The sequence below is a fragment of the Tissierella simiarum genome (genome assembly GCF_018917865.1).
In the GTDB taxonomy this organism is placed as follows: domain Bacteria; phylum Bacillota; class Clostridia; order Tissierellales; family Tissierellaceae; genus Tissierella_C; species Tissierella_C simiarum.
The window spans coordinates 36,878-57,576 of record NZ_JAHLPM010000012.1 but is presented as its reverse complement, the minus strand read 5'-3'; the positions used below and the strand labels follow the sequence as shown (position 1 = coordinate 57,576).

The window sequence follows — 20,699 nt, the reverse complement described above, 5'->3', positions numbered from 1 at the left end:
CAAATTCCGATTTATCTAATCGTGATAAATACTCATTACTTCACATAATTCTAATAATATTTAACTAAAATAAATAAAAATTTATTCTCACCAGAGTTCTGATCTGACATTGGAGTGTCATCTAACGTTCTTGTATCTAAGAACCCGAGAGGCTTAAGGCGGTGATGCGCCGGTTCGACGGACTTAGCCTTGCAGGATTGTTCGCTGATTCATCTTTCTTGCTTATTGCTTCTTGCGAACCAAGGGCGTAGCCCACAGCGTAGGTACTGTGATAGCAGATGTCTCCGACTTCTTCGATCCGCTCACGAATCAACCTTTTAATAAGTTCGATGTTTTCGTAAAGTTTGTTGTTTTTCATATAAGAAAGGAGACTCTAAATTGTTCGAAGTTCCCTTTTCCTTCAAGTACCAGTTTCAACAACAATTTATTAAATTTCTATTGTTCCAATGATTGTCTTAATACGTTCTCGTTCTTCGCTCTTATCCAAGTATTCAAAAAAACCAAGACGATTTCCCCAAGGATCTGTAAAAGTTCCCCATTTGACTGGAACTTCTGGTCTTGAGTGTATTTCAAAATAATTTATTTTTAATGCTTCAACAAGTCTATCTCTTTCAGCTTCAATATTAGTTACTCCCAAACGTAATGGCCCATTACCTTCAATAAGTATTCCTTCTGCGACCTGTAACCAACATCCAGAAATTAGTTCCCACTCTGCAAATCCCTCATGTGGAACAAAATCAGGCTTTCTATTTAAGAGTGTTTCATACCACTTCTGCCCTTCCTCAATGTTAGAGACCCGAACCTGAATAGTCATTTCAAAAATCATTCTTTATCCCCTCCAAAATATATATGATTTTATAGGCGTTTGTAAAACGCCACAACCCGTATAAATATGGGATAATTTTTCTACAAAATAATATAACTCCTCACCGATTTATGGTAAAATTGAAGCGCCTAGCAACAAATCCACCAAAACTTGAAAGGAGTTATATAAGTATAATACTACATAAACAGCTTTCTTTGGCAGATATTTTTTCTAACTGCAAAAACTTTTTTGAAAATGATAAACCTAAGTTTCTTTCCTTGCTAGAAAATACCACATGATGCTTTATAGACTCAAATACTTCATGTGCAATTTTACTTCTTTTGTTGTCTAATCTACATCCCTAGCTATTTCTTCTTAATGCCCCAAAGATATAATTGCCCATCATCACCTTTTGTGAAAGTATATTCTTCATCTATCCATCTATGGTGTAAAACATTTTCGCTAATTGAGTAGGTAGGTAAAGTATATTCATCATCAATAATTAAAAATATATCCTTCTTTTCTTTTCTAAGCTCTAGTTTGAACCCGTCTTCTTCGTAAACGCCTAAGTAACTTTCCAGTACATTAACACTCAAAGGGAATGCTTCAGGTTTTACAGGCATTTCATATTTTTCCCCAAAGGCAATAGATGTGACGACTCTACATAATTTATTGACGGCTGTAAATCCATAATTACTCAAAACCACAACAGCAAAATCATCATCTACATATCTATGTATTTCAGCTAAAAAGCCCTCACAACCACCATTATGATGAACAACTCTTCTATTGCCATTCATATTTATTGCAACACCATAACCATAGTTGTTTTTAAATGGAGTATTCATTTTTTCAATAGACTTTCTGCTTAACAGTTTATTATTATTTAGAGCCTGATCCCATGTCAATAGATCCTCAACTGTTGAATACATAGCCCCGGAAGAAAGAATTAAATTCATATTAATATAATTGCAGTGTATCAAATCATTGCCATTTAAATAGTAGCCCGATGCTTTATTTTCAACAATCTTTTTCTCATCATCTATCCCTGTATTAAACATTCCTAAAGGCAGAAAAATATTTTCAGTTAAAAATTGACTATAGGTCTTTCCTGATAGTTTTTCAATTAACATTCCCAGAAGATAATATCCTGTATTGCTATAATTCCACTGTGTACCAGGTTCAAAATCCAATGGCTTACTTGTAAACATCTTAATTAATTCAGATTTTTGATGGTACATCTTTTGAAAAATTTTATGTGAGTTTGGCAGGTTTGAATAGTTAAAAATTCCAGAAGTATGCGTTAATAAGTGATGAATAGTAATTTCGGGGTTTAGATCAACCCAATCAGGAAAATATTTTTTCAAACTGTCTTCTACCCTTAATAATCCCCTTTCCTCAAGAATTAGAACAGCTACAGCTGTAAACTGTTTTGTAATTGACCATATTCTATATTTAGTCTCTATGGTATTTCTAACCTTGTGTTCAATATTAGCGTATCCATAAGCTTTCTTAAACAGTATTTGCCCATCCTTTATAGCAGCAATAGAACCACTGAAGGACCAAAATTTTGTATATAATTCTAGGTATTCATTTATTTGATCTTTTACATCTTTATCTTTCATTACATTCTCTCCCTCATTTTAACCCATAATATTCTACAATTCCGTAACATTTTGCCTTATATCAAACAGACCCCAGCGAATAGCCCCGACATCATCGTTTCCTATAACGTAATCGTATTTGCGACATCCCTGAGCTGGACCCCAGAGATAGACCTCCCTTTGCTCCCAGTAAAGGGAGGTGGTGCACATTACCCTAAGCTTGCACTTTGGTGCACCTTTACGCAAATACATTGTTCTACGAAGCCACACGCTTCGTGACTCAGAGTGCGACAGGGCATCGCACCCTTAAACATCCCTACTTGGTTCGTATTGCACATAGTAAATAAAAGCGAAACAACTAAATGTTATATTAATTTATTTAATTCTACAGATTGGAACTTACCGATTTGTGCTTTTCTTTGTAGTAGCAATCTGCATAACAATTCCAACTACAATAGACAAAAGAATCACGCCAATCCAAATTTCAAATCCAGGATGATGCTGAAGTCTGTATACTTCTTCTGCCTTCATACCTTCAACAATCTTCCCTTCATTAAATGTCTTTATCGACCTTCCAAGAAAGTTCCCGACAAAAATGCCAAAGACGATTCCTATGGTCATGAATGCTGAAACAAATTGCTTATTTAAGAAAAGTAGCAATGGAACAATCGCACTTAAAACCAAATAGAATTTCCAGTTATGTGCTACCCATTGGAACAGATATTCTGTATTCAAAAATGTAAATGCTAGCAAGGCAATCACTACTAAGATAAAGACCTCAATAATCGCATAAATATATTTATTTCGTTTCATAGTTCCACCTCTTATATATGTTGCCAGACATAGTTACCCACTGAACTTCTTACTCTACAAATTCTGATTTATCTTATTGTTTATAAACAATTCAAATGTCGCATTATAATACTAATGTAAATCAATATAGACTCCAACACATATACTTATACAATCCGCGGCAGGATGCCGCGTTGTCTGCGTGTGGTTTTGGAGAACGTATCTGTATGACTGACGTGCCTAAGCCCGGTAACGAGGCGAAGGCATGTGTGCTGGCTACTTAAAAAAGTGACCTTACCAGTACGAACAGTCATACCTTGTTAACTGAAGTCCGATAGTATGACACTTCCAATTACCACTATCCAAACCCTATATTTTACATTGTGAATACTTTATTCTATTTCTTATACTAATTTCGCTAAAGCATACCAGTATCTTTAAGAATTTTCATAGTTGTAGACTTTTCATTATTATAGTTATATATAGTATCATCAATTAAAAAAGGTAAAGGAGCATTTCCAGTTAATTTGATCAAATCTAAATTGACTTTAACTCTTGTGATGTTTTCATTAAGTGTTGCTTTTATTGATGGCAGTTTTATATTTGTTAAGTTTTCTAAAATATTATGCACACCACCATACTGGTTAATTAGTTTTGTTGCCGTTTTAGGTCCAACTTTGGGAACACCTTTTAAATTATCAGACTTATCACCAATAAGAGCTTTGTAATCTGCAAACAAGGCTGATTTAACCCCATACCGTTCAAATACTTTTTCTTCATCATATATGATTGTGTTTTTACCACGATAAACATATAATGATACATTCTTATCGACAAGTTGTAAAAAATCAGTATCATTTGAAACAATAAATATCTTCATTTTTTCTCTATACATTTTTACATAACTTGCAATAACATCATCTGCCTCAAAACCATTAGTTGTTTCAAAATACCTTATATTTATGTATTCTAAAGATTTCATTATATCTTCTAACTGTGAAAAAGGATTATCAATTTCTTCAATATCGGTGTAATCCATTCTATTAGCTTTATATTCTGGATTAATTTCTGCACGGTTGTTACCACTTTCGCCATCAAAAATAACAACAATATTGGATGGTTCAATATTTTTTATTATTTTTAATAATGCCCCAAGGAAACCTACTATTGCATGAATAGGCTTGTTATCTTTACCCAGTATTTTTGCAGGCATTCCATAAAACATTTGAAACAGTAAATTATGTCCATCTACTAATAATAACTTTTCCATATACAAGCTCACCTTCGCTAGTTTTTTAAAATTGCGTATTTTACAACTATCGTCATGTTAATTTCTTATTTAAATTTTTCAAATCTAAACTCACTTTCAATAGGATTTCAATTAACGTCTACGTATTTGCGACGTCCCTGAACCGGACCCACAGCGCATTCTCCTTGGCGGTGGTCACACCCGGTGAAGGAATGTGGTGCACATTACCCTAAGATTGTGCCCTCGTGCACCCTTGTGCAAATACATTGTTAGAAGATGTGGCGATGTCTTTTCCCCAACGATTCTTCGCATAATATAAATTATGTGTCTTAACACTATGTTTTTACCTATATATTTTATTTCTTGATTTCTTTGATTTCTTTGATTTCTTTAAATGATTTTATAAAATATAATGTAAATACTAAGATTAGAAAAAATTTAGAGATGCTATTTATAGTTGCTTTTGTAGAATCTTGAAAGACTTGATGCAAATTATGCTTTCCAATATAAAATACGCTCAACCAACACGCAATCCCACACAATAAATAGAAATCTTTTTTATGTTTCCAAAACGAATAAAAAAAGAATATCATTGCAGGAAAGAAAATTAATATTCTACCAATATCCATAACAATCTACCTCCTCTAAGATTATCTTTAAATATACAATTCCTTCTAACCTTTGACTTTTTTACTGCACATAAATCTACTGTTATGCAATATCTTGTTTTCATCAACACCCCCCAGAGAACTGCCCCGAAATCGCCATGTCTTCTAACTCCTGCATTCCCGAACCTCATGTTCGGGAAAATTATACTATAATAGTTCATTCTCCATCAACCACCTCCCCAAATAAATCATTTCCGCTAAAATATATCATCTAGAGGACTACGTATCTTTCTAATACTATTCTTTGATACATGAGTATATATTTCAGTAGTTTTTGAACTACTATGCCCCAATAACTTTTGGATATATCTAATATCTGTGCCACTTTCTAGTAAATGTGTAGCAAAGGAATGTCTTAATGTATAAACTGATACATTCCTCTTTATATTAGCTTTATCACATGCAACCTGAAAAACTTTTTGTACTGACCTTTCTGTTAAAAAGCTATTCTTCTTTCCACCTGGGAATAGCCAATCTTCAGATCCTTCAATTTCTTTATGTTTTTTTACTATATCTAATGCTACTTGAGATAATAGTGTCTATCTGTCTTTGCTTCCTCTCCCTTGTACTACATGTACTAACATTCTATCTTCATCAAGATCACTTACTTTTAACCTAACTACTTCTCCAACTCTTAGCCCCGAAGAATATACTAAATACAATATTGCCTTATGCTTAATATTTTGAATATTGTTTAATATCTTTGCTACTTCTTCTTTACTTAATATCTCTGGTAATTTATTTTCCTTTTTAGGTCTAGGTAAATTATATACTATATCATTTCTATTTAAGATTTCTTTAAAATATATATTAATTGCGCTTAAGGTTTGATTAGCATAAGAATGAGAACTTTCCTATTCTTCTAAAATAAAAAGCATATACTCTTTAATATCCTTATTTGTTATCTCTTCAGGAGATTTATCAAGATGATTTAGAAATCTTTTAATATTATTCCTATAAGATTTAATAGTTTTTTTACTATACCCTTTAAGTTTCAAGTGTTCATCTATTTCTTTTTCTATTTTATTTGACATCTTTTCTAAATCAATAGCCTTATTAGACAATTTAATTGATTCATGGAAATTAATAATATTAGAATCAAAGCTCTCTATTATTTTATGAATGTTTTCTTCAGTATATGGAATAGTCCAATACTTTTCGGCAGGTTCCCACCTTCTTCCATCTATTGCCCTTATTCTTTTAATTTTTTCTTCATCATAATCAAACTTAATATAAAGTTTTTCAGTATTAATTATCCCTCCCCATATATCTTTATTTATAAGTCAATCATTCCTTTTACTAATTCTTACCATACGCTATTCTACAATTTTTCCTAAATTCCTTCTTTTCTCAATAAATACCGTTAATTTACATATATAAAACAAGGTAGACATCCCTCTGATATTATGACTAAAGGAAGAAAAACAATACTAGAAGAAAAACTTGAAATAACTATATATTGTATTGAAGATGAACATAATTATCAAATGACAGCTGAAATATATAGTGTATCCTATCCCCAAGTGTACCAATAGGTTAAGAAATTTGAATTAGGTGATGAAGATGTGTTAACAGATGGAAGAAGTCATAAAAAAGTTATTCAGAGTTAACGGAAGAAGATAAAATTAGGGTTGAAATGAAAAAATTAGAAAAAGACAATGGAAGATTAAGAGCAGAAAATACATTCTTAAAAAAGTTACAGGAACTAGAAGGAGGAGATATTAATCCGAATAAGACAAGAAAATAAATATTTAGCAATAGAAAAACTTCATGAAGAAGATAAATATTCCATTTCACTACTATGTAAAGTTGCTAAAATAGCACATTCATCATATTACAAATGGTTAAGAAGAGAAAGAACAGATTGTGAAAAAGAAAATGAAGTTTTAATAAAAGAAATAATTAATATTTACGAAAAAGCAGGTGGGATCTATGGTTATAGAAAAATGACCATGAACATAAACCATAAATTAAAGAAAAATTACAATCATAAGAGGTTAATCAATTAATGAGAGTAGTTGGGTTAAAATCAGTAATACGTGAAAAGAAGAAAAGATATGTAAAGTCAACACCACAATTTGTTGTAGAAAACATCTTAAATCGAGAATTTACAGCATTAAAACCAAATGAGAAGTGGGTAACTAATGTGAAAGAGTTTAAATATGGGTATTGAAAGAAAGCTTATTTAAGCGCTATATTATACCTAAATAGAAGATTACAAAAAAGATTAAACAGCCTAAGCAAGCACGGGTAGTGTAAAATAATCTGTGCTTTTGCGAAATAGAATTCTCTTTTCTGGCAAGAATCAAAATAGGATTTAAACCAGAAAGGAGAATTTTTAATGTCAACATTACCAAAAGAAGTTTTAAGAAATATGATTAATGATGGAAATTTAAAAACAGCAGGAGATCTTCATTCATATCTAAAAGATATGTTTAAGGATGCTCTTCAAGAGATGTTAGAAACAGAGCTCGAAGCAGAATTAGGATATTCTAAGGGAGATAAAAAGAATAAACAGACAGATAATAGGTGGAATGGCTACACTCAAAAAACTGTAAAAACTCAATTTGGAGAAATCCCACTAGAAGTACCAAGAGACAGAAATGGAGAGTTTGAGCCAGTCGTAGTACCTAAAAACAAAAGAGATATATCAGGCATAGAAGAAAAGGTAATTGCCCTTTATGGAAGGGGTATGTCAACTAGAGATATTCATGAACAGATAAAAGATATATATGGAATAGAATTATCAGCGGAAATGGTAAGCAAAATGACAGATAACATAATTCCTCATATAAAGGAATGGCAAAATAGACCTTTAGCCCCCATATATCCATTTGTTTTTATGGATGCAATACATTACAAAGTTAGAGAAGATGGACAGATTAAAAATAAAGCAGCATATGTAGTGCTAGGTGTAGATTTAGATGGATTTAAAGATGTTTTAGGAATTTGGATAGGTGAAAATGAATCATCTAAGTTTTGGTTAGGTGTTCTAAATGACCTGAAAAATAGAGGTCTAGAAGATGTATTAATATTTAGTGTAGATGGATTAACCGGATTAAAAGAAGCAATACTTGCAGCATATCCTAAAGCTGAGATACAAAGATGTGTAATACATCAACTGAGAAACTCATTTAAGTATGTCAGTTACAAGGATTTAAGAGAGTTTGCAAATGATTTTAAATCAGTATATAAAGCAATAAATGAGGAGGAAGCAATCGAAAATTTAACGGAGCTTGATGAAAAATGGGGCAATAAATATCCCTATGCCATCAAAAGCTGGGAAATGAACTGGGATGTATTATCCCCATTCTTCAAGTATCCTTTAGAGATTAGAGCTATAATGTACACCATAAACATCATAGAAGGCTTCCATAGGCAACTAAGAAAAGTAACTAAAACTAAGACCATGTTCCCATCAGATCAAGCTTTAGAAAAGATACTCTATCTAGCAAGCCAAAATGCTGTAAAGAAATGGACTCATAGATATAAGAATTGGGATTTAATTTTAAACCAATTAATTATATTCTTTGATGGAAGAATAGAGCCATATCTTTAATATAGCATTAAACATATGAGAGCCTTCTACACCAGGGATTATGAGGCTTTAAATAGACTATAATGTTAATGAGGACTCATAATTCCTGTAAATAATAGCAACATTTTTATAAATATAAATTAGATTTATATTTATAAAAAGTCATAATATCACTTATATAAAATTATTGCCAAAACTATTCAATTTAATGCATAAACTAAAACAGTCTTGGCAAAGATAAAATCAAGATATTTAATTGTAAGTTTTATCCAGCTTAATATTTCTTGTCAGATTAGAGATGATTAATTCTCTCTAAAGCACAAAGATATTTACATTCTCTAAGCACGATGGAATATCGAGATCTTGCTGCTTAAGTTGCTTTTATTATTTATACTGTCCACTTTTTTTACTCAACATTATAAACAAATCTTTCTAAGCTTCTTTAAATCTTGTAGTTGTAATTTTGCCGTCCACTTTACTTACAGTTTTAACTTTTAAAGTTGGATTTACTACACCAAATTCTTCTATGATATCCTCTAGTATTTTGAATTCTTTTCTCTTGATAATAACTTCAATTTGATATCTTTTTTCCTCATTATTTCCTCCAACAAGAAAATTATTAACTGTATATCCTGTTTCTCTAAGTCTCTTTGCTATTTCCATAACCTTATTTTTATCATTTAAAAATAAATCTACTTCTAAAATACCAAGGGCTAACCTATCTTCAATTTTACCACCTATAAAAACACCAGCAGTTCTGCCTAAGGCATATGATATAGTAAATTGAATCCCATCCGAACTAGTGACTTTGCTAACAATAGTTGCAAAAATCATGGCATCTACGAAAACTAATAAATAAACTGGATTCATAATTTTTTTAGACATTAATATTGTTTTTAAAGTTGCTAAAACATTTGTAAAAGCAGTTACTAAAAACAAACCCATAAGTGCAAATATAACATTCGCTGTCATTACGACACCTCCTTTTAATTTTTTCCATCATAAAAAAACCAACATATAAATTGTATGTTAGTTAGTAATTAATTGGTCGTATATCTATTTAAATAATCCATGTTGAGAATTCAAGATTGATAAAATCGATACCTTTTAGGGGCTATAAGTACAAGGCAAGTGGTGATTATGAGAATTATCACCATCATAACTTTAAAATAACGATAAGATTATTATAAAAATTATTGTATTATACTTTAACTACTTTCCAAATATTAATCTAACTATATTAGTATACTACATATTTTGATTGCTTACAAGTGTAGAATAGGGGCATCTTAATCAACCTTAGCTGTATACAATCTTACACCATCACCGATTGGATAGACTATAATAAACTAAACAACTAAATTAATGTCATATAAACTAATGATAATAAATAAAGAGGAGAATCATTTATATGACTAAAAGAGAAAGAAGAACCTATACCAATGAATTCAAAGAACAAATGATAAAGCTATATGAATATTTGAACCCCTTTCCACTCACATAACTGTCTCAATATTTTACCTATTTCTGATCTCTTCTTTCCATGAATCTCTTTTCTTCTGAACTTTGGTGCAAAAAAACTATATGATACTTACAATTCCACTTCGTATGTAATAAACTATTACTATCCATTCCGGATTACCTCCTCATTGATTTTAGAATTGGCTGGCGAAACCTATTCTATTTTATCAAAAGGAGGTATTTTTGTTAAACTGTTCAACACTAAAGTTCTTCAGAACTCACCAGCTTAGCCAGTGGTTTTCTTTATACAATAAAAAAGGTAGACAGCTTTGCCATCTACCTTATCTACATTTCTATTCTACTCTTTCTAATCTTATACCTGTCATTTGTCCATTTAAATCTTGTTTTTCAAGAGAATCATCAGTTACTCTTTCTATAGATTTAGCTAAAGTTTCTACTTTTATAAATTCATCAAATTCTTCAACGGCTTCTTTTATTTCATCACTACCGTCATAGAAGATTTTAATATTGTCTAAAACTTCATAGCCATTATTTTTTCTCATTTGTTGTACCTTTGATATAAACTCTCTTGCATAACCTTCATTGATTAAATCAGGAGTTAATGTTGTATCTAGTATAACAAATAAGTTGTTTTCCATAGCTACATCAAATCCTTCTTTAGAGGAGATTGTAACCATTACATAATCCTTTTCTATTTCTATATCTTCTCCATCTAAATTCAGCACTAGCTTTTCTCCTGATTCTAGCTTAGTTACTGTATCATGGGCATTTAATTCATTTAAAGCTTTACCAAAGGCTTTGATCTTAGAGCCTAAAACTGGTCCTGCCACTTTGAAGTTTGGCTTTAAGGAGTAATTCATAAATTGAGATAAATCCTTCTCAAATACTACTTCCTTAACATTTAATTCTTCCATAATTAGTGGAACTAAATCTTTAATCTTGTCTTCATACTTTCCATCTAATAGTACTTCTTTTAATGGTTGACGTACTTTTATTTTTACTGTTTCACGTGATGCACGACCAAGTCCTACTAAATCTCTTACTAAATCCATCTTTTCTTCGATTTCTTTATTTATTAATTCTTCATCAGTTTCTGGATAATAGTCTAGATGTACTGATTCATTGCCTGTTAAGTTTTGATATAGTTCTTCTGCAATAAATGGTACAAATGGTGCTATTATCTTACAAAGCCCTACAAGTATTTCATAGGTTGTATTATATACTGCTTTTTTATCATCATCTAATTCTGTTGACCAGAATCTTCTTCTATTTCTTCTAATATACCAGTTGGATAGATCTTCTATTACAAATTCTTGAATATCTCTTACAACCTTTGTTAACTCAAAAATATCCATATTTTCTTTTACTTCTTTAAGCAAGCTGTTGTATTTTGAAAGTATCCATCTATCTATTTCTGGCCTATCATTGTATTCGATGAAGAATTCTCTTGGATCTATTCCATCAGTATTAGCATATAAAGAGAAGAAATTATATACATTTCTTATACTTCTAAAGAATTTACTTTCTACTTCTCTAAGACCGTCTTCATCAAATTTTGTGGGTGTCCATGGTGGTGATACATAGATTATATACCATCTTAAAACATCTGCTCCATATCTATCGAATAAATCGAATGGATCTACTGTATTACCTTTTGATTTGGACATTTTCTTTCCTTCTTTATCTAATACCAAATCATTTACCAATACATTCTTATATGGTGACTTACCTGTCACAAATGTTGATATAGCTAGTAATGAATAGAACCATCCTCTTGTCTGATCTATACCTTCACAGATAAAGTCTGCTGGGAATAATAAGTCGAAATTATCTTTATTCTCAAATGGATAATGATGTTGTGCAAACGGCATAGCACCACTATCAAACCAAACATCTATTACATCTTTTTCCCTAGTCATTGTACCATTACATTTTTCACATTTTAAGTGAACATTGTCTACAAAAGGTCTATGAAGTTCAATATTCATATCAATATCTTCCACAGCCTTTTCTACCAATTCAGCCCTTGATCCTACTGAAGTCATATGACCACAACCACTACATCTCCAAATTGGTAGTGGAGTTCCCCAATATCTACTTCTAGAAATTGCCCAATCATTTAAGTTTTCTAACCAGTTTCCAAATCTCTTTTCTCCAACAAAATCTGGATACCAGTTAACTCCATTGTTGTTTTCAATTAACTTATCTTTTAGCTTAGTAATTTCAATATACCAACTTGGTTTAGCGTAGTATAAAAGTGGAGTATGACATCTCCAGCAATGTGGATAGTTGTGAGCCATTCTTTCTTTCTTATATAATTTTCCATTTTCTCTTAACCATTTAATAATTTCAGGGTCTGCATCTATTACAAAAGTTCCCTTCCAAGGAGTATCTGTAAATTTACCTTCTTCGTCTACAGGTTTTAATATTGGAAGATTATATTTCATACATATATCATAATCTTCTTCACCAAACGCTGGAGCAGAGTGAACTATTCCTGTACCATCTTCTGTAGTTACATAATCTCCTAATAACACAAAAAATGCTTTTTTATCTGTACTTAAGAAAGGCATAAGTTGCTCATATTCAACGTACTCTAAGTCCTTACCTTTCATTTCTTCAAGAATTTCATATTGTCCTTCGCCCAATACACGATCTGCTAATGTTTTACTTAAATAATATATTTCATCATCACATTTTGCCCTAATATACATTTCTTCTGGATTAACTGACAATGATACGTTACTTGGCAAAGTCCAAGGTGTTGTAGTCCAAGCTAAGAAATATTCATCTTTATCTTTTAGTTTAAACTTAGCTATTACTGTTTCCGTTTTTATTTCTTCATAGCCTTGGGCTACTTCATGGGAAGCAAGACCTGTTCCACATCTAGAACAGTAAGGTAAAATTTTGTGACCTTCATATACTAAGCCCTCTTTATAGAATTTATCTAAAATCCACCATACTGATTCAATATAATCATTGTCTAAAGTTATATAGGGATTATCTAAATCTATTAGATATGCCATTCTTTCAGTCATATCTCTCCATAGCTTTTCATATTGGAATACTGACTCTCTACATTGTTTATTAAATGCTTCTAGTCCATAAGTTTCTATATCATGTTTGTTTTTTAAATTTAATTTTTTCTCTACTTCTATTTCTACAGGAAGTCCATGAGTATCCCATCCAGCTTTTCTCTTTACTTGATATCCTTGCATTGTTTTATATCTACAAGTTAAATCCTTTAATGTTCTAGCCATTACATGGTGAATTCCTGGCTTACCATTAGCTGTTGGAGGTCCTTCAAAGAATACGAAGGGTTTCTTTTCGTCTCTAGTATCTACACTCTTATGGAGTAGGTCTATTTCTTGCCAGTACTTAGAGATTTCTTGTTCTCTAACACTTACAGGTTCGTTTGATAATTCTTTAAACCTTTTCACTATAGTCATCCTTTCATTATAGAATCATCGCAGTTTCGCAACTCAAATCTATTTGCCCGCTACGTTCCCATAGATTTGGCATTCATTGCGTTTGACCTACTAAAGCTCACTACCGTTCGCTAAGTTAGGTCATAAAAAAGTCCCTAAGTTAAAAACTTAGGGACGAAAATTTCGCGGTACCACCCACATTACAAGAAGTAAATCCTTCTTGTCACTCAAAATAGTATAACGTACATGACGTAATACCTTACTAGCTTTCAGGTATTATGCTCAGAGGTGATTTTCGCGTCAAGGGTTTATTAATAATCTTTCAGCCTATGATTATTTCTCTGTAAATAAACTAACTTTACTACTATCCTCATCTTAGCATTTTATTTTATATTTTGAATATTAATATACATCAATACTTACTATTTTGTCAAGCTCTCTTTTAAAATATTACATTTTTGGTAGGTGAACAGCTTTACCTAAACAATCAGCACATGCTTCTACTAAAGCTTCTGAATAAGTTGGATGACCATGGATTATTTGACCTACTTCATGTACTGTAATTTCCATTTCCATTAAGGCAGCTGCTTCATTAATCATTTCTGCTGCTCCTGGTCCAACAATGTGAACTCCAAGAATTTCTCCATATTTTTTATCAGCAATTACTTTTACAAAACCTTTAGTATTGCCTGAAGCTAAAGCTCTACCATTTCCTACAAAATTAAATCTTCCTACTGTAACATCATATTTCTTCTTAGCTTCTTCTTCTGTAAGTCCTACAGATCCAGCTTCTGGAACTGTATATATAGCAGAAGGAGTATTTTTTAGGTTCACTTTAGTTTCTTTGCCCATTGCATTTAAAGCTGCTATTTCTCCCATCTTTGAAGCTGCATGAGCTAACATTTTTCTACCGTTAATATCTCCTGGTGCATATATGCCAGGTACACTAGTTTCCATATATTCATTAACTTTTATTCTTCCTCTTTCCATTTCAAAGGGTATATCTCCTATAGCTTCTACATCTGGAACTCTACCTATGGATAATAAAGCTTTATCTACAACTAAATCTTCTTTACCTTCTAATTTTAATCTTAGTTTTCCATCTTCTTCAACAATTTCTTCTAACTTTGTAGAAGTTAATATTTTTATTCCTTTACTTTCTAAAGCATCATGTAAAGATGAAGAAATATCTTTATCTAAATTAGAAACTACTCTATCCATCATTTCTATAATTGTAACTTCAGATCCGAACATTCTAAAAGCTAATCCCATTTCTATACCAATAACACCGCCACCAATTACTGCAAAATGTTTTGGTACTTCATTTACCGTAAATATTTCATCACTAGTCAATACTAAAGGACTTTCCATTCCTGGAATATTGATTTTAGCTACTTTAGATCCACCAGCTAAAATTATCTTATTTCCTTCAATAGTTTCTTTATTGTTTATAGTTACTTTTTTATCTTTTGTTAAACGTCCAGTTCCTTTATATATATCTATTTGATTACTCTTTAATAGACCTACTACTCCGTTAGTAAGAGTCATTACCACATCATTTTTATATTGTATTAATTGCTTCATATCTACAGTTACAGAAGGATTTTCGATTTTTATTCCTCTTCTGTTTGCACTATTTATTTCTTCAATGATTTCTGCATTTTTTAAATAGGTTTTAGTAGGGATACAACCTCTATTTAAACAAGTTCCTCCCATAACTCCTTTTTCAACTATAGCTACTTTGCCACCTAGTTGAGCTGCCTTTATAGCAGCTACATATCCAGCAGGTCCACCGCCTATTACTATACAATCATAAACCTTTTTACCATCTTTGTTGATTTCTTCTTTTTTATCTATTTCTTTATTTTCTACTACTTCTTTAGCTTTAGGAGCTTCTTCCACATCAGGAATCTTTTCGTCTTTTTCTCCTAAATAACCTATAGTAGTTATTACAGGTACTTTTTCTCCTGCATTTCTTAATATCTTTAATAAATAACCAGAAGTTTCTGCTTCTACTTCCATATTTACTTTATCTGTAATTATCTCTAAAAGAACTTCTCCTTGTTCTACATATTCCCCTTCTTTTTTCATCCACTTAACTATAGTACCTTCCTGCATATCCATTCCTGCTTTGGGCATTATTACTTCTGTTGCCATTTAAATACCTCCTTATTAAGCTACCTTAAATTAACATGGTCATTGGATTTTCTAATAGATACTTCATTTCTTGTAAGAACTTAGCTCCTATTACACCGTCTATTACTCTATGATCTAAGGTCAAGCTTAAGGTCATCATTGGTTTTATCTTAATTTCTCCATCTATAGGAACTACTTTCTCAGTAATAGCATTTACTCCTAGTATTGCACTATTTGGTTGATTTATTATTGGATTGAAATGGCTTATACCAAACATTCCTAAACTACTTACTGTAAAAGTACTGCCTTGTAGTTCGTCTGGAGAAAGTTTCATTTTCATAGTTCTTTCTTGTATATCTTTTGCTGCTATAACCATTTCTGTTAAAGTCATTTTATGAGCATTCTTTATAACTGGAGTTAATAAGCCTTCATCTAATCCAACAGCTACAGCTAAGTTGACATAGTCATGAAGAATAATATTGTCTCCATCTAAACTAGCATTTACATAAGGATGTTTCATTAAAGCTTTTGTTGTAGCTAAAAGTACAATATCTGTAATAGTTACCTTCTTTCCAGTTTCCTTTAAGATATGGTCTTTTACTTCTTTTCTTAATTCTAAAGATTTTTCCATATCTACTTCCATGTTTAAAGTAAAGGTTGGAGCTGTAAAATAACTTTCACTCATTCTTTGAGCTATTATCTTTCTCATGTTAGACATTGGTATTACTTTTGTATTTTCTTCTTCTACTTTTTCTTCCTTAGTTTCTTTTATTTCTTCTTTTCCTAATGCTTTCATTACATCTTCTTTTGTTACTTTTCCAGCCAATCCGCTGCCTGCTACAGTATTTATATCAACACCTTCAATTTCAGCTATTCTTCTAGCTAATGGTGTAACTTTTAATTCATTTTCTTTGTAGTTTTCCACATCTATTTTTTGGATTCTTCCCTTTGGTCCACTACCTTTTATATTGAATAGGTCTATACCTTTTTCTCTAGCTATTCTTCTAGCTACAGGAGTTGCTCTTACTTTATCTATAGAAACAGTTCTTATTTCTTCTTTGTATAAGGTTTTTGCTACCTCTTCATTTTCTTCTTTTTTGCTATCTTCAGCTATATCAGGGGTTCCTTCTCCTTCAGGTACCTTATCATCCTTTTCTCCTAAATAACCTATAGTAGTTATTACAGGTACTTTTTCTCCTGCATTTCTTAATATCTTTAATAAATAACCAGAAGTTTCTGCTTCTACTTCCATATTTACTTTATCTGTAATTATTTCTAAAAGGACTTCTCCTTGTTCTACATATTCCCCTTCTTTTTTCATCCACTTAACTATAGTACCTTCCTGCATATCCATTCCTGCTTTGGGCATTATTACTTCTGTTATCACGTATATCCCCCCTATCGGTTCATAACTTTCAGTATTCCTGCTCTGATTTGTTCTTCACTAGGCACAGCAGCTTTTTCTAATTCTGGGTTATAAGGAATTGGTACGTCTAATCCAGCTAATCTCAATATTGGAGCATCTAGATAATCAAAAGCTTCACTTTCTGCAATAACTGATGCGATTTCTCCTATATATCCTCCAGTCTTACATGCTTCATTTACTAAAACGACTCTTCCTGTTTTAATAACAGAGTTTATAATTATTTCTTTATCTAGGGGTACTAAAGTTCTTGGGTCTACTACTTCTACACTAATTCCTTCTTTTTCTAATTCTTCAGCAACCTTTAATACTCTAGGTAACATTCTTCCGTAAGAAACTACAGTTACATCTGTTCCTTCTTTCTTGATTTCACCTTTTCCTAGTGGAATAATGAAATCTTCATCTACTGGAACCATTCCCTTTTCTTTATATAAAGTTTTTTGTTCAACGAATACTACAGGATTATCATCTCTTATAGCAGCTTTTAGTAGTCCTTTTGCATCTGCTGCTGTTCCAGGAACAACTACTTTTAATCCTGGTACATGACAGAACCAAGCTTCTAAACTTTGGGAGTGTTGCGCTGCTGCTCCAGTACCCGAACCACCAGGACATCTTAATGTCATTGGCACTTTAGCTTTTCCGCCAAACATATATCTCATCTTTGCAGCTTGATTTACTAAAGAGTCCATTGCTATAGTAGTAAAATCCATAAACATTATTTCAACAATAGGTCTCATTCCTGTTACCGCAGCACCTGCACCTGCACCTGCAATTACTGCTTCAGAAATAGGGGTATCTCTTACTCTATCTTCTCCAAATTCTTCTAGCATTCCAACAGAAACACCAAAAGCTCCTCCATATAAACCTACATCTTCTCCCATTAAAAATACTTCTTCATCTCTTCTCATTTCTTCACGCATTGCTAAATTAACAGCGTCTTTATAGGTCATTTCTTTCATTTCGTAATTCATGGTATTCCCTCCTTTAAGCATATACATCTTCTGTAATAGTTTCTATAGGTGGATTTGGACTATTATTTGCAAATTCCACTGCATCTTCAATAGCTTGTTTTGCATCTTTTTCGATTCTATCTAATTCTTCTTCTGTCATAATTTTATTTTCGATTAAATAGCTTCTAAGTCTCTTAATTGGACATTTTTTCTTCCATTCTTCCACTTCTTCTTTAGTTCTATAAATTTGAGCATCAGATTTTGAGTGACCTAACCATCTATAAGTTTTACTTTCAATTAAAACTGGTCCATTTCCTTCTCTAACGTATTTAGCCACTTCTCCTACTTTTGTATATACTTCAACTGCGTCATTTCCATCAATAATATATCCTGGTATTCCATAAGAAGAAGCTCTATCAGCAACATCTTTAATGTTCATAGCTTTTCCTTGAGGAACACTCATACCATAAAGATTGTTTTCACAATAGAATATAACTGGTAATTTCCAAACAGAAGCCAAATTTAAAGCTTCATGAAAACTTCCTTCATTAGAAGCTCCATCTCCAAAGAAACAAAGCACTATTTTTCCAGTTTTCTTCATTTGTTGAGTCAAAGCTGCTCCAACGGATATTCCATGTCCTCCGCCTACTACACCATTTGCTCCTAAGTTTCCAGCATCAACGTCTGCAATATGCATTGAACCGCCTTTACCTTTACAATAACCAGTATATTTTCCTAATAATTCTGCTACCATTTTATTTAAATCAATGCCCTTACCAATAACTTGGCTGTGACCTCTATGGGTAGATGTTATTAAATCATCATTATTTAATGCCATACAAGATGCTACTCCAGAAGCTTCTTGGCCAATGGATAAGTGAGTTGTTCCATGAACCATTCCTCTTGCAAAAAAGTAACTTACCTTTTCTTCAAAGGCTCTAGCTTCATTCATTCTTTTATACATTTCTTTTAATATATCTTTGCTTATATCAGCCATTTTATCCCTCCTACAGGTTTGTGAATAAACTTATTCATATTTTTTTAAAATTTCTTTTGCTACTTCTTCATCAGTAACTAATACATCCATTAGTTTTCCTTTTAGTGCTCCATGAATAGCTTCCACTTTCTTTTTGCCTCCAGCTACAGCTATTATATTTGGAATTTTTTCTAACTCTTCAATAGATAATGCCACAGTTCTATCTGAAAATATATTATTTTTAACACTCTGCCCATTTTTGTCGAAAAAACATGTACTAATATCTCCAATTATTCCATTATCCTTTAAATTACAAATATCTTCCTTTTCTAATACACCTATATCCTCCATAGTAGAAGAAACAATACTACCTATACCTACTATTGCAATATCTGCATTTTGGCTGGTCTCTAATACTTTTTTTATACTTTTATCTTTAAATATAATATCCCTTACTTCTTTAGTAGAAACGAATACAGGTGCGTAAAGTCCCAAGGAAACTGCTCCTAATCTTTTAGACATAGTATCTGAAATAACATTAGCATGATATATATTCATTTCATTTCCTATTCCTCCAACTAGGGGAGATATTGTAAGATTCGTTTTTCCATTAGGCTTCATCCTATTTGCAATTTCATAAACTGTTCTACCCCAAGACACTGCTATAATCATATTATTATCTATAACTTGAGTTAAATAATTTACTGCAGCATCGGCTAATTGTGTAATATTATTTTTGATATCCTTTGAAAGCATAGGTATTACAATAGCCTTTTTAATTCCAAATATTCTTTCCAGCTTTCTTTGTAAATCAAAACAATATAGATCTCCAGAATCTTTTATTTCTATTTTCACTATTCCCTTAGCTCTTGCTTCATTCAACATCATGGAAACCATTGAACGGGAAATAGAATATTCTTTGGCTATTTGATTTTGGCTCATCCCATCGATGTAATACATATAGGATATTTCAATAAGCTTTCTAGTTCGGGTATCGTTAATAGTCAAGAGCTTTTACCCCCTTATTAAACTTCTATATTTTTATACGTTACTTATATATCTGTTCTATGATTATAATTATAACATATCACTAACATATGTCAATCGAATTAACATATGTTAAAATCTTTTTTATTACTTTTTCTTTTTCTTCTTAGATATATTAGTATTAGAAGGACGTTGCTGAAATTTTAATAAATCAGGATGTAACCTTTTTTCAGCATCTTTAAACTTATTATAGAGATCTATACCATCGTTAAACATAGAAGTTTTCACCCAATATCTACCTTTAAAAGCATTAGAATTTCCTACTCTCAAATACAGTTTTCCACCATAAAACTCTTTTATTCTTAAGGATTTAATTTCTTTCCAATAATAACTATGGCTTCTTCCAAAAGCATAAAATTCAATTTTTTCTCCATCATCTATAATTTTTTTGGGATAGCTAATAGATATGAATGTATTATTAATACCGTAGACAGCTATAAAGGCAATTAGACCGTATATATTAAACCCCGGGTTTTGAAACGATATAACAATACCATAAACTAAAGCTACAATCATTAAAATACCAGGTGCTGTTACAGCCCAAAAGTATCTACTGGGATTATAACTGTAAGTTTTCAAATTTTTTCCTCCCCACTAAAGT

General features: G+C 31.7%; 20 protein-coding genes, 2 pseudogenes and 1 other annotated feature. Of the genes and pseudogenes, 4 read left to right on the top strand and 18 right to left on the bottom strand.

Annotated elements, in window-relative coordinates:
• Positions 1-136 precede the first annotated feature (136 nt).
• From KQI42_RS13965 to KQI42_RS13925, 9 genes and pseudogenes are all read right to left on the bottom strand, one after another.
• Complete coding sequence (locus tag KQI42_RS13965; protein ID WP_216520827.1) at positions 137-358, bottom strand: hypothetical protein; 222 nt, start codon at positions 356-358, stop codon at positions 137-139.
• 69 nt (positions 359-427) lie between these two features.
• On the bottom strand, positions 428-826 hold the full coding sequence (locus KQI42_RS13960; protein ID WP_216520826.1) for a VOC family protein: 399 nt from the start codon (positions 824-826) through the stop codon (positions 428-430).
• Positions 827-1,170: 344 nt separating this feature from the next.
• Positions 1,171-2,430: a serine hydrolase domain-containing protein gene (locus tag KQI42_RS13955; protein WP_216520825.1), complete on the bottom strand. Its 1,260-nt coding sequence runs from the start codon at positions 2,428-2,430 to the stop codon at positions 1,171-1,173.
• Positions 2,431-2,808: 378 nt separating this feature from the next.
• Complete coding sequence (locus tag KQI42_RS13950; protein WP_216520824.1) at positions 2,809-3,222, bottom strand: hypothetical protein; 414 nt, start codon at positions 3,220-3,222, stop codon at positions 2,809-2,811.
• Positions 3,223-3,619: 397 nt separating this feature from the next.
• The gene (locus KQI42_RS13945; protein ID WP_216520823.1) at positions 3,620-4,471 is read right to left on the bottom strand and encodes a 5'-3' exonuclease; all 852 of its coding nucleotides are present in this window, start codon (positions 4,469-4,471) and stop codon (positions 3,620-3,622) included.
• A 335-nt stretch (positions 4,472-4,806) separates the two neighbouring features.
• The gene (locus KQI42_RS13940; RefSeq protein ID WP_216520822.1) at positions 4,807-5,079 is read right to left on the bottom strand and encodes a hypothetical protein; all 273 of its coding nucleotides are present in this window, start codon (positions 5,077-5,079) and stop codon (positions 4,807-4,809) included.
• Positions 5,058-5,183 carry a hypothetical protein gene (locus KQI42_RS21420; protein ID WP_281420462.1) on the bottom strand — a complete coding sequence of 42 codons (126 nt, stop codon included), beginning with the start codon at positions 5,181-5,183 and terminating at the stop codon, positions 5,058-5,060. Before KQI42_RS21420 ends, KQI42_RS13940 begins: the two co-directional genes overlap by 22 nt.
• Positions 5,184-5,315: 132 nt before the next feature.
• A pseudogene (locus KQI42_RS13935) lies at positions 5,316-5,846 on the bottom strand (tyrosine-type recombinase/integrase).
• A gap of 126 nt (positions 5,847-5,972) precedes the next feature.
• Positions 5,973-6,182, bottom strand: a complete 210-nt coding sequence (locus tag KQI42_RS13925) for a phage integrase N-terminal SAM-like domain-containing protein (protein WP_216520821.1) — start codon at positions 6,180-6,182, stop codon at positions 5,973-5,975.
• A 342-nt stretch (positions 6,183-6,524) separates the two neighbouring features.
• On the opposite strand from KQI42_RS13925, the gene KQI42_RS21415 reads away from it, so the two are divergent.
• The 4 genes from KQI42_RS21415 (at position 6,525) to KQI42_RS13910 (ending at position 8,677) form a co-directional block, all read left to right on the top strand.
• A complete protein-coding gene (locus KQI42_RS21415; protein WP_281420461.1) occupies positions 6,525-6,653 on the top strand; it encodes a hypothetical protein in 129 nt (42 codons plus the stop codon).
• A 183-nt stretch (positions 6,654-6,836) separates the two neighbouring features.
• Entirely contained in the window at positions 6,837-7,127 is a 291-nt protein-coding gene (locus KQI42_RS21830) for an IS3 family transposase (RefSeq protein ID WP_216520923.1), read from the top strand.
• Positions 7,127-7,291 carry a hypothetical protein gene (locus KQI42_RS13915; protein ID WP_216520820.1) on the top strand — a complete coding sequence of 55 codons (165 nt, stop codon included), beginning with the start codon at positions 7,127-7,129 and terminating at the stop codon, positions 7,289-7,291. The genes KQI42_RS21830 and KQI42_RS13915 overlap by 1 nt, the downstream gene beginning before the upstream one ends.
• A gap of 168 nt (positions 7,292-7,459) precedes the next feature.
• Entirely contained in the window at positions 7,460-8,677 is a 1,218-nt protein-coding gene (locus KQI42_RS13910; protein ID WP_216520819.1) for an IS256 family transposase, read from the top strand.
• A gap of 411 nt (positions 8,678-9,088) precedes the next feature.
• On the opposite strand, the gene KQI42_RS13905 is transcribed toward KQI42_RS13910, so the two are convergent.
• The 9 genes and pseudogenes from KQI42_RS13905 to KQI42_RS13860 form a co-directional block, all read right to left on the bottom strand.
• Entirely contained in the window at positions 9,089-9,628 is a 540-nt protein-coding gene (locus KQI42_RS13905; RefSeq protein WP_216520818.1) for a DUF5698 domain-containing protein, read from the bottom strand.
• 505 nt (positions 9,629-10,133) lie between these two features.
• Positions 10,134-10,288: pseudogene (locus KQI42_RS13900) on the bottom strand (transposase); the annotation flags it as partial.
• A gap of 182 nt (positions 10,289-10,470) precedes the next feature.
• Complete coding sequence (gene ileS / locus KQI42_RS13895) at positions 10,471-13,578, bottom strand: isoleucine--tRNA ligase (RefSeq protein ID WP_216520817.1); 3,108 nt, start codon at positions 13,576-13,578, stop codon at positions 10,471-10,473.
• A 155-nt stretch (positions 13,579-13,733) separates the two neighbouring features.
• Positions 13,734-13,952: a binding site (T-box leader), on the bottom strand.
• A 64-nt stretch (positions 13,953-14,016) separates the two neighbouring features.
• Positions 14,017-15,723, bottom strand: a complete 1,707-nt coding sequence (gene lpdA, locus KQI42_RS13890; protein ID WP_216520816.1) for a dihydrolipoyl dehydrogenase — start codon at positions 15,721-15,723, stop codon at positions 14,017-14,019.
• 25 nt (positions 15,724-15,748) lie between these two features.
• Positions 15,749-17,089 (bottom strand): dihydrolipoamide acetyltransferase, encoded by a 1,341-nt coding sequence (locus KQI42_RS13885; protein ID WP_343231698.1) that lies wholly within the window; start codon positions 17,087-17,089, stop codon positions 15,749-15,751.
• An 11-nt stretch (positions 17,090-17,100) separates the two neighbouring features.
• On the bottom strand, positions 17,101-18,096 hold the full coding sequence (locus tag KQI42_RS13875) for an alpha-ketoacid dehydrogenase subunit beta (protein ID WP_281420459.1): 996 nt from the start codon (positions 18,094-18,096) through the stop codon (positions 17,101-17,103).
• 13 nt (positions 18,097-18,109) lie between these two features.
• Positions 18,110-19,072, bottom strand: a complete 963-nt coding sequence (locus KQI42_RS13870; protein WP_216520815.1) for a thiamine pyrophosphate-dependent dehydrogenase E1 component subunit alpha — start codon at positions 19,070-19,072, stop codon at positions 18,110-18,112.
• 30 nt (positions 19,073-19,102) lie between these two features.
• Positions 19,103-20,059, bottom strand: a complete 957-nt coding sequence (locus tag KQI42_RS13865; RefSeq protein WP_216520814.1) for a sugar-binding transcriptional regulator — start codon at positions 20,057-20,059, stop codon at positions 19,103-19,105.
• Between the two features lie 126 nt (positions 20,060-20,185).
• Positions 20,186-20,677, bottom strand: coding sequence for a hypothetical protein (locus KQI42_RS13860; RefSeq protein WP_216520813.1), 492 nt, complete (start codon positions 20,675-20,677; stop codon positions 20,186-20,188).
• Positions 20,678-20,699 lie beyond the last annotated feature (22 nt).

Excerpts from the sequence above, each read along its gene's own strand:
- KQI42_RS13945 (WP_216520823.1), bottom strand. The coding sequence starts at position 4,471 with ATGGAAAAGTTATTATTAGTAGATGGACATAATTTACTGTTTCAAATG.
- KQI42_RS13955 (WP_216520825.1), bottom strand. The coding sequence starts at position 2,430 with ATGAAAGATAAAGATGTAAAAGATCAAATAAATGAATACCTAGAATTA.
- KQI42_RS13915 (WP_216520820.1), top strand. The coding sequence starts at position 7,127 with ATGAGAGTAGTTGGGTTAAAATCAGTAATACGTGAAAAGAAGAAAAGA.
- KQI42_RS13950 (WP_216520824.1), bottom strand. The coding sequence starts at position 3,222 with ATGAAACGAAATAAATATATTTATGCGATTATTGAGGTCTTTATCTTA.
- KQI42_RS13905 (WP_216520818.1), bottom strand. The coding sequence starts at position 9,628 with ATGACAGCGAATGTTATATTTGCACTTATGGGTTTGTTTTTAGTAACT.
- lpdA (WP_216520816.1), bottom strand. The coding sequence starts at position 15,723 with ATGGCAACAGAAGTAATAATGCCCAAAGCAGGAATGGATATGCAGGAA.
- KQI42_RS13940 (WP_216520822.1), bottom strand. The coding sequence starts at position 5,079 with ATGGATATTGGTAGAATATTAATTTTCTTTCCTGCAATGATATTCTTT.
- KQI42_RS13960 (WP_216520826.1), bottom strand. The coding sequence starts at position 826 with ATGATTTTTGAAATGACTATTCAGGTTCGGGTCTCTAACATTGAGGAA.
- KQI42_RS21420 (WP_281420462.1), bottom strand. The coding sequence starts at position 5,183 with ATGAAAACAAGATATTGCATAACAGTAGATTTATGTGCAGTAAAAAAG.
- KQI42_RS13965 (WP_216520827.1), bottom strand. The coding sequence starts at position 358 with ATGAAAAACAACAAACTTTACGAAAACATCGAACTTATTAAAAGGTTG.
- KQI42_RS13910 (WP_216520819.1), top strand. The coding sequence starts at position 7,460 with ATGTCAACATTACCAAAAGAAGTTTTAAGAAATATGATTAATGATGGA.
- KQI42_RS13870 (WP_216520815.1), bottom strand. The coding sequence starts at position 19,072 with ATGGCTGATATAAGCAAAGATATATTAAAAGAAATGTATAAAAGAATG.
- KQI42_RS21415 (WP_281420461.1), top strand. The coding sequence starts at position 6,525 with ATGACTAAAGGAAGAAAAACAATACTAGAAGAAAAACTTGAAATAACT.
- KQI42_RS13875 (WP_281420459.1), bottom strand. The coding sequence starts at position 18,096 with ATGAATTACGAAATGAAAGAAATGACCTATAAAGACGCTGTTAATTTA.